This is a genomic window from Acinetobacter sp. 3657 (genome assembly GCF_031456775.1).
GTDB lineage: Bacteria > Pseudomonadota > Gammaproteobacteria > Pseudomonadales > Moraxellaceae > Acinetobacter.
Map to the genome: position 1 here is coordinate 106,907 of NZ_JAVDVH010000007.1, position 13,357 is coordinate 120,263.

General features: G+C 37.1%; 14 protein-coding genes. 10 read left to right on the forward strand and 4 right to left on the reverse strand.

Features of this window, described 5'->3' with window-relative positions; translation table 11 throughout:
* Window positions 1-90: 90 nt before the first annotated feature.
* The 3 genes from J2Y37_RS09890 to J2Y37_RS09900 all read left to right on the forward strand — a co-directional run bounded on the left by J2Y37_RS09890 (window position 91) and on the right by J2Y37_RS09900 (window position 1,865).
* Window positions 91-333: a hypothetical protein gene (locus tag J2Y37_RS09890; protein WP_349032691.1), complete on the forward strand. Its 243-nt coding sequence runs from the start codon at window positions 91-93 to the stop codon at window positions 331-333.
* A gap of 502 nt (window positions 334-835) precedes the next feature.
* Complete coding sequence (locus tag J2Y37_RS09895; protein ID WP_349032692.1) at window positions 836-1,003, forward strand: hypothetical protein; 168 nt, start codon at window positions 836-838, stop codon at window positions 1,001-1,003.
* Window positions 1,004-1,013: 10 nt separating this feature from the next.
* The gene (locus J2Y37_RS09900; RefSeq protein WP_349032693.1) at window positions 1,014-1,865 is read left to right on the forward strand and encodes a DUF6882 domain-containing protein; all 852 of its coding nucleotides are present in this window, start codon (window positions 1,014-1,016) and stop codon (window positions 1,863-1,865) included.
* 156 nt (window positions 1,866-2,021) lie between these two features.
* Here the strand turns inward: J2Y37_RS09900 and J2Y37_RS09905 are convergent, their stop codons facing one another.
* On the reverse strand, window positions 2,022-3,851 hold the full coding sequence (locus tag J2Y37_RS09905) for a phosphoenolpyruvate carboxykinase (GTP) (RefSeq protein WP_349032694.1): 1,830 nt from the start codon (window positions 3,849-3,851) through the stop codon (window positions 2,022-2,024).
* A 396-nt stretch (window positions 3,852-4,247) separates the two neighbouring features.
* Here J2Y37_RS09905 and J2Y37_RS09910 point away from each other — a divergent pair, with 396 nt between their 5' ends.
* The 5 genes from J2Y37_RS09910 to J2Y37_RS09930 all read left to right on the forward strand — a co-directional run bounded on the left by J2Y37_RS09910 (window position 4,248) and on the right by J2Y37_RS09930 (window position 9,505).
* On the forward strand, window positions 4,248-5,186 hold the full coding sequence (locus J2Y37_RS09910) for a diacylglycerol kinase family protein (protein ID WP_349032695.1): 939 nt from the start codon (window positions 4,248-4,250) through the stop codon (window positions 5,184-5,186).
* Window positions 5,167-5,961, forward strand: coding sequence for a metallophosphoesterase (locus J2Y37_RS09915; protein ID WP_349032696.1), 795 nt, complete (start codon window positions 5,167-5,169; stop codon window positions 5,959-5,961). The genes J2Y37_RS09910 and J2Y37_RS09915 overlap by 20 nt, the downstream gene beginning before the upstream one ends.
* A 148-nt stretch (window positions 5,962-6,109) precedes the next feature.
* Window positions 6,110-6,400, forward strand: coding sequence for a co-chaperone GroES (locus tag J2Y37_RS09920; protein ID WP_004670340.1), 291 nt, complete (start codon window positions 6,110-6,112; stop codon window positions 6,398-6,400).
* 58 nt (window positions 6,401-6,458) lie between these two features.
* Complete coding sequence (gene groL / locus J2Y37_RS09925; RefSeq protein WP_349032697.1) at window positions 6,459-8,093, forward strand: chaperonin GroEL; 1,635 nt, start codon at window positions 6,459-6,461, stop codon at window positions 8,091-8,093.
* Between the two features lie 557 nt (window positions 8,094-8,650).
* A complete protein-coding gene (locus J2Y37_RS09930; RefSeq protein ID WP_349032698.1) occupies window positions 8,651-9,505 on the forward strand; it encodes a hypothetical protein in 855 nt (284 codons plus the stop codon).
* A gap of 248 nt (window positions 9,506-9,753) precedes the next feature.
* Here the strand turns inward: J2Y37_RS09930 and J2Y37_RS09935 are convergent, their stop codons facing one another.
* Window positions 9,754-10,059: a diacylglycerol kinase gene (locus J2Y37_RS09935; protein ID WP_349032699.1), complete on the reverse strand. Its 306-nt coding sequence runs from the start codon at window positions 10,057-10,059 to the stop codon at window positions 9,754-9,756.
* Window positions 10,060-10,143: 84 nt separating this feature from the next.
* Between J2Y37_RS09935 and J2Y37_RS09940 the strand changes: the two genes are divergently transcribed.
* On the forward strand, window positions 10,144-11,211 hold the full coding sequence (locus J2Y37_RS09940) for a 4-phosphoerythronate dehydrogenase (RefSeq protein WP_349032700.1): 1,068 nt from the start codon (window positions 10,144-10,146) through the stop codon (window positions 11,209-11,211).
* An 8-nt stretch (window positions 11,212-11,219) separates the two neighbouring features.
* Window positions 11,220-12,191: an EF-P lysine aminoacylase EpmA gene (epmA, locus tag J2Y37_RS09945; RefSeq protein WP_349032701.1), complete on the forward strand. Its 972-nt coding sequence runs from the start codon at window positions 11,220-11,222 to the stop codon at window positions 12,189-12,191.
* A gap of 45 nt (window positions 12,192-12,236) precedes the next feature.
* Here epmA and J2Y37_RS09950 read toward each other — a convergent pair whose 3' ends face one another.
* A complete protein-coding gene (locus J2Y37_RS09950) occupies window positions 12,237-12,416 on the reverse strand; it encodes a hypothetical protein (RefSeq protein ID WP_005081751.1) in 180 nt (59 codons plus the stop codon).
* Between the two features lie 213 nt (window positions 12,417-12,629).
* On the reverse strand, window positions 12,630-13,247 hold the full coding sequence (locus J2Y37_RS09955) for a rhomboid family intramembrane serine protease (RefSeq protein WP_121929497.1): 618 nt from the start codon (window positions 13,245-13,247) through the stop codon (window positions 12,630-12,632).
* Between the last annotated feature and the right edge of the window lie 110 nt (window positions 13,248-13,357).

A 13,357-nucleotide genomic window follows, 5' to 3' on the forward strand; every position in this document is an offset into this window, starting at 1 on the left:
CTTTTCATAAGAAAGCATTAAACTTTGGATAGCAATGTGATAAATCCTGTGTTACATCACTATGAGCTCAGTGAGATAAAGGAGGGGGTGATGAGTGAACAGCATGTGATTGATGTCCGACAAGAGCTATTACTGCTTGGGCAGCAAGAATGTAATCATAACTTCGATGAATTAAATACTGAAAATAAAGTAAAAGTTCTACAGTATGCATTGAGTGAAAGCATCAGTGCATATTGGCCGAATTTAGCGCTTAATTGGATTGAAAAGAATCCAGAGAGTCTTACTACTATATTAAAGGGTATTTTAATCGAATCAAATGAATCATCAGTTTAAGAAAAACCAAGAAGCTATAACTAAAGCCATTAAAGTATATAATGAAGTTTTTAAATAATGAATTCTTATGCTGTTGTTTTGAAGTATAGCGTCGACTTTGATTATATAAGAAGGTTGACTTCATTTATATTTGATGTCGCGGAAAATAATGTTTTTTTATTTAACATTGAAGAAGGGAGTGATTGTGACTATAATTCATTATTCTGTATGGTTTCTATTTTAAATGGGGGATGTTTTTTGTTAATTATTTTTTATAAATATCCCTAATATAAGTTACTTTAATTTCTATGAGAAGTTAATTCAATGTAGTATGAGTGATAAAATGATATTTTATGTTAGTGATTTCAACTCAACGTATGATGATGGTGCATATCATTAAATATCAAAAGGGGGGGATACATGAGCATTGATGATAAAGATAATATATGCTTTGTGTCTAATTAATATAAGTTTATTTAAAGTAAAATTAATATATTTTATCTGAAAACTAGAGAAGAAAGGTTTGACAGTTTTCAATTGGAAAGTGAGCATTTCAAATGCCGTGAAAGCAGGTAAAAATGTTGAAATGAAAGTAGAGGTTGGCTATGCAAATGGTACGAATCGCCCGAATCGCTTTTTAGTAACAGCAAAAATTAATGGTTCTACAAAAACTTTTCCTTTTACTCAGTGAGTTAATTTAAGTGAAAATTGATGAGAATATAGTTTGTAAAATTATTTCACAAATTTTGAGAGAAGTAGCTGGGTGTGATTGGGTAGAATTGAATTTAAAATGCCCAGTTTTATCTAATCAGCTTGGTGGAATAGAAGCCTCAAAAACATTGTCAAATAAAGAAAAAGTTGATTTGCCAATCGGATGGAAAGCGTTTGATCTAATAGAACCTTGCTTATATCTTAGAAAGCTAGTTTTTAATGAAGTTGGTAAGAGGGTGTGGGGCTTAGAGTTTGTCTTATATTCGGATAATAGTTATATGATGGAATATAATTATAATCAACCTGAAGATTATGAGGATGAAATATACTTTGATTTTAGTAAGGAGGTAGAAAGGGATTTTATTTTATCTAATATTACCTTAGAGAATTCATCTCAATTAGATACAATATGTGATAAATATTCTATTTATAGGGGACAATTGGAATTAAAAAATAAAACTATATTTAATACTTTTAAAAATAAAATGATTCAAGAATGTGATATAGACTTGGTAATGGGGGTTATTAATTTTAAAGTTGGGGATGGATGGGAAACTTTTGAGATGAATGTCATTGGTATACTCAATATTCCACTAGAAAAATTTACTTGGAGTTGGGAGGTTGCCTTAATTCCTGAAGACTTACAAGAAGTAGCGTTATTAGTCAAAGATTATGGTAAGGATAAAAATATTAAGGACTTACAGGGTTTTATATCTCTTTGTCATGAGAACTACGCTTGGGATATTACATCACTAGCAGTTCATCTCTCTGATGCCGATGGGGCACATCGTGTTAGAATGGATGATAATTGGGTTTATGTAGTTTTCCTAAAAGATAATTAGGCTCAATGAGTCTGTAAATTTTTTTTTGTAAGTTCTATTTCTTATAAATGATCGTTTATTCGATTATCGAACTGAATCGTAAATAAATTCAAAACCGAGCCAATTGCTTAACTCGGTTTGAAATGAAATACTTTCAATCAATTTCAGGAATTACTATTAAGCAGATTTAACCGCATTTAATAATTCATTTTGACGATCTTTAAGTGCTTGAGGTAAACGATCACCAAGTTTAGTAAATAACTCAGTGTGGCTCTCAAGCTCTTTGATCCATTGATCTTTATCTTGAGCGGTAACAGTATTGAATTGTTCTTTAGAGAAATCGATACCTTCCCAGTTCAATTGCTCATAAGTTGGAACTAGACCGATTGGTGTTTGAGTCGCTTCAGCACGACCTTCACAACGATCAATGATCCACTCAAGAACACGCATGTTTTGACCGAAACCAGGCCATACGAAGTTGCCTTCAGCATCACGACGGAACCAGTTTACATTGAAGATTTTTGGTAATTTATTACCAGCAGCTTCTGCTTTAGCGCCAACTTCTTGACCAAGTTGTAACCAGTGACCGAAGTAATCAGCCATGTTATAACCAGCGAAAGGAAGCATCGCAAATGGATCACGACGAACGATACCTTGTTGACCAACAGCCGCAGCAGTTGTTTCAGAACCCATCGTTGCAGCTTTATACACGCCATCAACCCAATCAAAAGCTTCTGATACTAAAGGCACTGTGTCCGCACGGCGACCACCGAAGATGAATGCTGAGATTGGAACACCTGCTGGATTTTCCCAGTCAGCGTCAATCGAAGGGCATTGACCAGCAGAAACTGTGAAACGTGCATTTGGATGAGCAGCTTTATCTTCGCCAGTATGCGGTTGACCTTTCCAGTTGGTAAGGTTCGCTGGAACTTCTTTAGAAAGACCTTCCCACCATACTTCACCATTATCTGTAACAGCAACGTTGGTATAAATGACATCTTTATGCATAGTTGCCATGCAGTTCGGGTTGGTTTTGGTATTTGTACCAGGTGCAACACCGAAGAAACCAGCTTCTGGGTTGATTGCATATAAACGACCATCTTCACCTGGTTTGATCCAAGCGATATCGTCACCTACAGTTTCAATCTTCCAACCTTCATAGCCTGCTGGTGGAATCAACATTGCAAAGTTAGTTTTACCACATGCAGAAGGGAATGCCGCTGCGATGTAATGTTTTTCACCTTGTGGATTGGTCACGCCTAAAATCAGCATGTGTTCAGCTAACCAACCTTGTTCACGACCCATTGCAGAAGCAATACGTAATGCTAAGCATTTTTTACCCAGTAACGCGTTACCACCGTAACCAGAACCGTAAGACCAGATTTCACGAGTTTCTGGATAATGCACGATATATTTTTCATTGTTGCATGGCCATGCAACATCTTTTGCACCAGCGGCAAGAGGAGCTGCAACAGTGTGTACGCAAGGTACATATTCGCCGTCTGTACCAAGTACGTCATAAACCGCTTTGCCCATACGCGCCATTTTCTTCATCGAAACAGCAACGTAAGGTGAATCTGTAAGTTCAATACCAATGTGTGCAATGTGGCTACCTAACGGACCCATTGAGAAAGGAACCACATACATGGTACGGCCTTCCATTGCACCATCAAACAATCCATTTAATTTTGTGCGCATTTCCGCAGGTGCAACCCAGTTATTCGTCGCGCCAGCATCTTCTTGGTTTGCAGAGCAAATATAAGTGCGGTCTTCAACACGAGCAACATCAGAAGGATCAGAATTTGCAAGATATGAACCAGGATGCTTTTCTTGGTTAAGTTTTTGCATGGTGCCGTTAGCGATCATCAAGTCGATCAGACGTTGATATTCTTCTTCGCTTCCGTCACACCATTCAATTTTTGCTGGTTTGGTTAATTTTGCAATCTCTTCCACCCATGCAATAAGCTTAGGGTGACGAACGAATTCTGGTGCGTTCACTTGGGTCATGGTGATGCCTTTTTAAAGTGTGTACGACGTACAGTTCTATTCATTGGGATACAATGAAAATAGATGAAGTAAAAAAAGTGGCTGTATTAAAGCATAAAATCGAAAAAAAAATAAGAGCCAAGAATGTTATCTACTGTTAATGAAACGCTGTTTATATCTACCTAAGTGGTTGTTTTTGATCGTTTGAATGTTTTTTTAATACAGTATATGATATATTTATAGGTGTTATTTTTATTAAAAATACCAATAAATAACAACATCTTAATGTTTGTGCATTTCTTGAGAATTATTATTGATAAAATGAATTATGCTCATTCAAAATTTACATAAACAAGCTTTCATTTGTTGCTTTTGTACACAAAAATACAGCTATTAACAGCCTTAAGTTTGATCTTTATGCATCCAAATTTACGTCCACTCTCTATTATATATAATCAAAAATCTGGATTTCATGCCGCACAACAAGACGAGGAATATGAGCGGCTCATGACATTTTGGACACAATATGGTTTTGAAATTCAGGTCTTTGAGCTAAATCAAACAGTTGATTTTGATGAAATGATGTCAGCTATTTTAGTGAGACATCAACAGGCTGATGAGTGCGGAGTGGTGATTGCTGCAGGCGGAGACGGGACTTTAAACGCGGTTGCAAAGCGCTTGATGCATACCGATATCCCAATGGGAATCATACCGCTAGGTACGTTTAACTACGTTGCTCGAGCGTTAAATATTCCGATTGATGTTCAACAAGCAGCGGAAGTGATTGCGACAGGAAAGGTACATGATGTGCATGTTGCGACTATAAATGATCAAATTTACTTGAATAATGCCAGTCTAGGTTTATATCCGTTATTTATTAAGAAACGTGAGTTGTACAACAAACGCTTTGGGAGATTTCCTTTGCACGCCTATACATCGGGCTTAGATGTGCTGCTCCGAGAGCATAAATCTTTAAAATTGGCTGTGACCGTCGATGGACAAAAACATCCAGTGAGTACGCCGCTAATTTTCTTTGGAAATAATCAGCTACAACTCAGTGATTTGAAACTCAGAATTGCGGAATGTGCTGCTAATGGCAAACTTGCTGGGGTCGTGGTGGCGAAAAGTGATCGATTTAGTTTGTTAAAAATGTTGTTGAAGTTAATTCAAGGAAAAATTGATCAAGCCTCTGATGTATATACCTTTTGCGCTGAGCAGATACAGGTGGGTTGTAAAAAGACCACAATAACGGTAGCAGTAGATGGAGAGTTAATGGAAATGCAAACACCATTAAACTTCGCTGTTAAAAAATCGGCTTTAAAAGTGATGGTTCCAAATGTTGTTACATCTGTCTGATCTGCATTTTGGTACTGAGCGCGAAGCGTGTATGAGCGCGATTAAACTGTTTTGTCAGCAACATCACCCTGAAGCAATTGTGGTGAGTGGTGATTTGACTCAACGTGCTCGTCTTAAACAGTTTTATGCGTGTCGTCAGTTTCTAGACAGTCTATCAATTCCTTATTTGGTGGTGCCGGGCAATCATGATATTCCGCTGTATCATGTTTGGAATCGCTTCTTTTCGCCTTTTCTACGCTATCAAATGTTTTTTGGTGATCTGGAAACGACTTTAGAAACGGAGCATTTCTATATTGTTGGAATAAATAGCATTCGCAGGCGTTATCATACGCGCGGTCATATTTCATTTGATCAGATCAATGAGACCTATGAAAAATTAAAAAATGCAGCATCAGATAAAATCAAGCTTGGTGTTTTTCATCAACCTTTTTATACATTTCCAGATGATCATGGTGGCAAAGATTGTCCTGTGTTTGGAAAAGTAGCACTACAAAAGTGGGGCGAAACGGGATTGTTTGGTTTATTGCATGGACATTTACATAAGGTCGCAGTGCATGATTTAAATCAAATTTTCCATTTGGGATTTGATCATCCTATTTTGGATATTCATGCAGGAACAGCAATATCGAATCGGGTACGTTTTGGTTTGCCGAATAGTTTTAATGTAATTTTAGCGGATGGTGTGATTGAACATTATTGGTTTGATGAACAAAAAAAGCAGTTCGAAAAGCATGAAAAAGCGACGATTTTAAACAGCAATGATGATGATGTCTGAAAAAGCATCAAAAAGTAGAATATTTTTTGTTTTTCCCCTTGAAGCCTTTTTTTTTAACCCCACAAAAGTGACATATCAAAATTTTGTTTATTGCTACTGGAGTAGCAGTACAAATTAATCAAAAAGACTAAGTCTGATGGAGTTAATTATGAGCAACATTCGTCCATTACATGATCGCGTTGTGATTCGTCGCGTAGAAGAAGAAACCAAAACTGCTGGTGGTATTTTACTGCCAGGTTCTGCTGCTGAAAAACCATTACAAGGTGAAGTAATTGCAGTTGGTAACGGTCAAATCACAGATAGCGGTGTACGTGCTTTGGATGTCAAAGTTGGTGACAAAGTATTGTTTGGTGCATATGCAGGTACAACCGTTAAAGTGAGTGGTGAAGAACTCTTGATTATGAAAGAGTCAGATATCTTAGCTGTGCTAGAAGGCTAATCGACACATAACTCATTTTATTATCAGATTAAGTATTTAAAAAGATTCGGAGTTTAATATGTCAGCTAAAGACGTAAAATTTGGTGATTCAGCTCGCTCAAAAATGATCGCAGGCGTAAATATCCTTGCAGATGCTGTAAAAGTAACTTTAGGTCCTAAAGGCCGTAACGTTGTGATCGACCGTTCTTTCGGTGCGCCACACATCACTAAAGATGGTGTGACTGTTGCGAAAGAAATTTCACTTAAAGACAAGTTTGAAAACATGGGTGCTCAACTTGTTCGTGAAGTTTCAAGCAAAACAAACGACATCGCTGGTGACGGTACTACGACTGCAACTGTACTTGCTCAAGCAATCTTAAATGAAGGGATCAAATCTGTAACTGCAGGTATGAACCCAATGGATTTGAAACGTGGTATCGACATCGCAGTGAAAACTGTAGTTGAAAATATCCGTGCAAATGCAAAACCTGCTGATGATTTCAAAGCGATTGAACAAGTGGGTTCAATCTCTGCAAACTCTGACACGACTGTTGGTAAGTTGATTGCGCAAGCAATGGAAAAAGTAGGTAAAGAAGGCGTTATCACTGTAGAAGAAGGTTCTGGCTTCGAAGACTCTTTAGACGTTGTAGAGGGTATGCAGTTTGATCGTGGTTATATCTCTCCATATTTTGCGAACAAACAAGAAACTTTAACGGCTGAACTTGAAAATCCGTTCATTCTTCTTGTTGATAAAAAAATCAGCAACATCCGTGAATTGATTACGGTATTAGAAGCGGTTGCTAAAACAGGTAAGCCACTTTTAATCATCGCTGAAGATGTTGAAGGCGAAGCGCTTGCTACACTTGTTGTAAACAACATGCGCGGTATTATCAAAGTATGTGCGGTTAAAGCACCTGGTTTTGGTGATCGTCGTAAAGCAATGCTTCAAGACATCGCGATCTTAACGGGCGCGACTGTGATTTCTGAAGAAGTGGGTATGTCTTTAGAACAAGCTTCTCTTCAAGACTTAGGTACTGCGCATAAAATCACTGTATCTAAAGAAAATACTGTGATCGTTGATGGTGCTGGTAATGCAGCTCAAATCTCTGAACGTGTGCAACAAATCCGTGGTCAAATCGAAGAATCTAGTTCTGAATATGACAAAGAAAAACTTCAAGAACGCGTTGCTAAATTAGCAGGCGGTGTTGCCGTAATTAAAATCGGTGCTGCGACTGAAGTTGCAATGAAAGAGAAAAAAGACCGCGTAGATGACGCACTTCATGCAACACGTGCTGCTGTTGAAGAGGGTGTTGTTGCGGGTGGTGGTGTTGCGCTAGTACGTGCAGTCAATGTGCTTGAAAATCTGAAAGGTGCAAATGACGATCAAACAGCGGGGATTAATATCTTACGTCGTGCGATTGAAGCGCCACTTCGTCAAATCGTTGCCAACTCAGGTGATGAGCCATCGGTTGTCATCAATGCAGTAAAAGCAGGTGAAGGTAACTTTGGTTATAACGCTGCAACTGGCGAATATGGCGACATGTTAGAAATGGGTATTCTTGACCCTGCGAAAGTAACGCGTTCTGCTCTTGAGCACGCAGCTTCTGTTGCTGGTTTGATGTTAACAACAGAATGTATGATTACTGATCTTCCTGAAGATAAACCATCTGCTCCTGATATGGGCGGTATGGGTGGTATGGGCGGCATGATGTAAACCGCTCAAATCAATACTAATTAATTGATATTTAATTTTATTTAGTATGATTGCTCACAGTATTACTAACATATGGTTTTGCTGTAAGTATAAAGGCCGCATTCAGCGGCCTTTTTTAAATTGTGTTTATACTACTTAATTATTTAATTTTTTTATATTCATAAGGAACATAAGTTTTTAATTAAATTTTCGGTATTATATGTTTAAGGTTGGTGTATTTTTTAGTGTTAAAGCATATCATTAAAATAATTGAAAGGAATTGAGGAGATAACTATTGCTAGTGTATATATATTAAATGAAGTGTTAAATAATATTGAAGGTTTTAGGTTTATTTGCTAGTTATTTTTTATTTTTGGCATATTATATTTTTTGTAAGGCAGAAACGTGAGTGTGGTTGATTATGTTGATGGTTTTTTGGTGTCAATAATAATTAATTATGTTTATATTTTGTTTTAAATAGGTGTGTAAAAAATAATCATAAAACTTAACAGAAATGTTGTAGAGAAGTTAAATTTTTTAATTTAATTTTAAAGATGAGTAAATCTAGGTTAATTGAGATGAAAAAAATATTTTGGATTTTATTCCTGTCAATAACAAGTTCTCTAGCGAATGCCTTCACTATATATACTTTTGTTCCTTTTAGATATCATATTGATCAAAATGGTAAAAAAGTTGATGGATATGCTAAGGCTGAGCAAGCTCTTCTTGCTACTGGAACTAAACCCATCAAAGTTTTATATGAGAAGTATTTTTTAACTGATGGAAAGCCTGATATTGAAAAAATGAAAAAAGTTGTAGCCGATACAAAACTAAATCCAGAGATTCCTGTTTCATTTGATATTGAAATTGGCAATGATAGAAAACCTGAAACTGTTTTACCGGTTGTATTAGAGTCCTTAAGACTCTACCATAGATTAGGTGGGGCTGCAGAGGTAGGAGTTTATTCATTATTACCTGTTAGTACAGAAGGTGAGCTTTATACTGGTAAGAGATTAGAAGGATATCAAAAATTAAATCAAAAATATGAGCCTATTGCTGAATTAGTCGATTTTATAAGTCCTGTAATTTACAACTATAATATTAGAAATATTAACATATGGAAGAGCATTGCTGATGTAAATATGAAAGAAAGTCATAAATATGCTAAGAAATATAATCTAAAAATATATCCATATATAACAGCTAGTTATTATCTTTCTAAAAAAAACCCTATAACTAGAATGAGATTGGTAGAGCTTTTATCAGATAAGGAAATGAAAGATAGGCTAGATTATTTGAAGAGTAAAAGCGCGGACGGCGTTATTCTTTGGGAAAGTTCAAATACAGTTGAAAATGATGGAGAGCAGCCTGTTGTCGATTTAAGAAAGGGCTGGGCAAAAGGCGTTATAAATTTTAATTTATATAATAAATAAATTTAAACTGGTAAAATTGAAAAGTAATTTTTATTATAATTGGTTTTAATATTTTATTTAAATGTTATAGATTTTTTAATGGGATATGTTTGAGCGATAACTGTTTTGATATGGTGGGTTGATTAAAATAACGAGTGATTTTGTTTTTAGATTTTAGGAAAGTTATTGTGATGTAATTAAACTTTCGTCTAGATCAAAAAAGTCCCTGCATCTGCAAGGGCTTTTTTTATGTGGAACATACTGGATGTTTAGCGAAATAAAATAATTATCCAACTAAAAAAGATAATGGCTAAAGAAACGAACTGGGCTGTGCTTCCCATATCTTTTGCATTCTTAGACAATTCATGTTTTTCAAGTGAAATGTGTTCAACAACAGCTTCAATGGCTGAATTAAATAATTCGACAATAATTGCCAACAAACAGACAGCAACTATGAGTGCCTGCTCCAAGGCAGATACGTGGATAAAAAACTGGTAGGAATCAAAATTAAAAAAACGATCTAGAATTGGCAATAAGTTGCATGGGCATTTCAAAACCGTTGTCTTTATCGCCATTTTTACTCGAACATTCAGATTTGATTTGTCAATTTCCTCGATGCTAAGGATAATAAGCGCAGACTCATAGATGGAAAGCGCTGCATGAAAATTATCGCAGATGAAAATTTGGCATTTACCGATTATTTTTTTGCGGAATTTGCAGAAATACAGCATAAAGCAGGACGTACATTGACGCATGAGGATGTACAAGATGCAGATGCGCTGTTGGTTCGATCTGTTACTAAAGTCAATCATACCTTGATTGATCAAACTAAGATTCAATTTGTTGGTAGCGCAACCATTGGAACAGATCATCTCGATATCCAAGCTTTAGAACAACACAAGATTGCATGGAGTAATGCCGCAGGCTGTAATGCTCAAGCGGTTGCTGAATATGTGATTACCGCATTACTGCATTTAAATATTGAATTATTAGAAAAAGACCATCAATTTACCTTAGCGATTGTGGGCTTAGGTAATGTTGGGAAACGATTGGCAACAATGGCACAATTATTGGGTTGGCAAGTGATCGGCTATGATCCGTATGTACAACTTGATGGCATTGAAAATGTCTCTTTCAATGAGCTTTTGAAACGTGCAGATGCGATTTCAATTCATGTACCTTTAACGTTGTCAGGCGATTATCCAACACAGCATTTATTTGATGACGCTGCCTTTTCTGCGATGAAAGCATCAGCGATCTTAATTAATAGTGCGCGTGGGGCTGTCGTAAAACAATCGGCATTGATGGCGGATATTAAAAAAACCAAACGCCAAGTGGTACTGGATGTATTTGAGTTTGAACCAGAAATTTCAGAACAATTATTGGATCTGCTGGCATTAGCGACCCCGCATATTGCAGGTTATAGTTTGGAAGGTAAGGCCAGAGGCACACAGATGATTTATGATGCTTTTTGTCAGAAATTCGGCTACACCGCATCGAAGCGATTTGAAAGTCAGTTACCAAGTGTTGAGCAATACTTTGATCAACAGGATTTAAAAGCGGCACTTAAGCAGTATCTCACACAAATTTATAATATTGCTGAAGATGATCAGCAACTTCGCGCCTGTGTTCAAGATGGAAAGGTACAGCAGTCAGCATTTGATTTACTCCGTAAAAACTATCCATTGCGCCGCGAGTGGGCCGCACACGGAGGTCCAAAATCATGAGTCAAAATATGAAAACTTATCAACCAACATGTTCCATCGAAGCACTAAAAGCGCGCGCCGCAATGTATCAGAAGATTCGCCAGTTCTTTGCTGAGCGTGATGTTTTAGAAGTAGAAACACCAATTTTATCTCAGGCAGGTGTAACCGATGTGCATTTGGCTTCGGTGCAAGTGCAGCGACACATTCATGGAAAATCAAGCACCCAATACTTACAAACTTCTCCTGAATTTCCTATGAAACGTTTGTTGGCGAGTGGTAGTGGTCCGATCTATCAAATCTGTAAAGTTTTCCGTGATGATGAACATGGTCGTAAGCACAATAGCGAATTTACCATGTTGGAATGGTATCGCCCTGCATTGGATTTAAAAGGACTGATGCATGAAACAGCAGACTTATTAGAAAGTTGTTTGGCGCATCGTTTTGGGGAAATACGTCCTATTATTCTCAGTTATAAACACGCTTTTCAGGATCGTTTAGACATTAATCCATTACAAGCCACATTAAAGCAACTCAAAGATACCGCCAACAGAGTGGGGCTAAATCTTGATCTTGGCGATGATCGTCTTGGCTACATGGATTTATTATTTTCTCATTTTGTTGAACCAAGTTTGGGCTTCGATGCGCCTGTATTTTTGACTGATTTTCCACCTGAAATGGCATCGTTAGCAAAAGTCAAAACAGATCAAGATGGTGAACTGGTTGCTGCACGCTTTGAGGTTTATATCGAAGGCTTAGAATTAGCAAATGCCTATGATGAACTTTTGGATGCAGATATTTTAGCTGCTCGTTTTGAGGCAGATAATATGGAACGTAGCAAGCAAAGTTTGCCTATCATTCCAACCGATCAGTATTTATTGGCAGCACTACCTAATATGCCTGAATGCTCAGGTATTGCGTTGGGAATAGACCGCTTACTGATGGTGGCGATGAATCAGGTTAAAATTGATCAAGTCATCGCCTTTCCAGCAGAAATTGCTTGAACTTAAAGGCGTCCACATGTACATCATTTAGACGCTTTTAAATGATTAGCAACGCCCTTGTTTTGCCAGTCCTGGTGGGCAGAAATCTCCCTTACCGCCTTGACGATGGTATCTGTGGTCATAGCCATCTGGGTCAATCACCACGCTGCCACGTGGGGTATGTACCGCACATGCAGATAGGCTCAGACAGAATAAAATACTTAAGCTCAATAAAATTATTTTCATATTGATACACCCTGTGTATTTGATCTGATTAAATTTTAAGCCTATCTCATCTTTTTTACGAGTTGCTTTTTTATACAGTTCTATGCTTTGGTTAAATTTGGCTGATGCTGATACAGGTGAAATCGATCAAAGTAATGATAATAAGAAGGTCAGAGCAAATTTGATGTTTATATTTGAAAAACAAGCCTCAGTTGGAGGCTTGTTTTTTATTGTTTAAAATGGCAATTTGGTCAGTTGATTGAGGAAATGCGGAACCACTCTGGGCTCTAAGATGATCGTTACGACAATACCGTAAGCAGCTCCCCATAAGTGGGCGCTATGGTTGATATTGCTGTTACCACGTTTGCCTGACCAGACGCTATAAGCCACATATAAAATGGCAAAAATAATGGCTGGAACAGGAATAAAGAACACAAAAATCAGGTTCCATGGCTGGAATAAAATATAGGCAAATAAAACCGCGGAAACAGCACCAGATGCGCCAAGACTGGCCCAGTGTGTGTCATTTTTATGTTTTAAATAGCTCGGTAAAATCGCAAAAATTAATCCACCTAAATAAAACAGCACAAAGCCCATGTCATAGAAAAACTGACGGTAAAAACTTTCAATGATATTGCCGAAGAAAAACAGCGTGATCATGTTGAAAAGTAAATGTGTGCCATCTGCATGAATGAAGCCATGGGAGATAAATCGATCATATTGTCCGCGTTGCATTGCGGGAGGCCAAAAGATCAAACGGTTCATCACACGTGAGTTGGAGAATGCCAGTAAAGAAATTGCGACTGTGATAATAATCAGCGTCACAGTATGGTTAAAAGGTAGATGTAACATAAACGTTTCGAATTGATCAGTGTCTAGGCAATAATGCCATTAAAAAGCGAATTAACAATGATCTTGCATAGAATTCCTACAAAAATGGTTGATTTTTTTTAATTACCCTC

Excerpts from the sequence above, each read along its gene's own strand:
- J2Y37_RS09890 (WP_349032691.1), top strand. The coding sequence starts at position 91 with ATGAGTGAACAGCATGTGATTGATGTCCGACAAGAGCTATTACTGCTT.
- J2Y37_RS09905 (WP_349032694.1), bottom strand. The coding sequence starts at position 3,851 with ATGACCCAAGTGAACGCACCAGAATTCGTTCGTCACCCTAAGCTTATT.
- J2Y37_RS09910 (WP_349032695.1), top strand. The coding sequence starts at position 4,248 with ATGCATCCAAATTTACGTCCACTCTCTATTATATATAATCAAAAATCT.
- J2Y37_RS09915 (WP_349032696.1), top strand. The coding sequence starts at position 5,167 with ATGTTGTTACATCTGTCTGATCTGCATTTTGGTACTGAGCGCGAAGCG.
- J2Y37_RS09920 (WP_004670340.1), top strand. The coding sequence starts at position 6,110 with ATGAGCAACATTCGTCCATTACATGATCGCGTTGTGATTCGTCGCGTA.
- groL (WP_349032697.1), top strand. The coding sequence starts at position 6,459 with ATGTCAGCTAAAGACGTAAAATTTGGTGATTCAGCTCGCTCAAAAATG.
- J2Y37_RS09930 (WP_349032698.1), top strand. The coding sequence starts at position 8,651 with ATGAAAAAAATATTTTGGATTTTATTCCTGTCAATAACAAGTTCTCTA.
- J2Y37_RS09935 (WP_349032699.1), bottom strand. The coding sequence starts at position 10,059 with ATGGCGATAAAGACAACGGTTTTGAAATGCCCATGCAACTTATTGCCA.
- J2Y37_RS09940 (WP_349032700.1), top strand. The coding sequence starts at position 10,144 with ATGAAAATTATCGCAGATGAAAATTTGGCATTTACCGATTATTTTTTT.
- epmA (WP_349032701.1), top strand. The coding sequence starts at position 11,220 with ATGAAAACTTATCAACCAACATGTTCCATCGAAGCACTAAAAGCGCGC.
- J2Y37_RS09950 (WP_005081751.1), bottom strand. The coding sequence starts at position 12,416 with ATGAAAATAATTTTATTGAGCTTAAGTATTTTATTCTGTCTGAGCCTA.
- J2Y37_RS09955 (WP_121929497.1), bottom strand. The coding sequence starts at position 13,247 with ATGTTACATCTACCTTTTAACCATACTGTGACGCTGATTATTATCACA.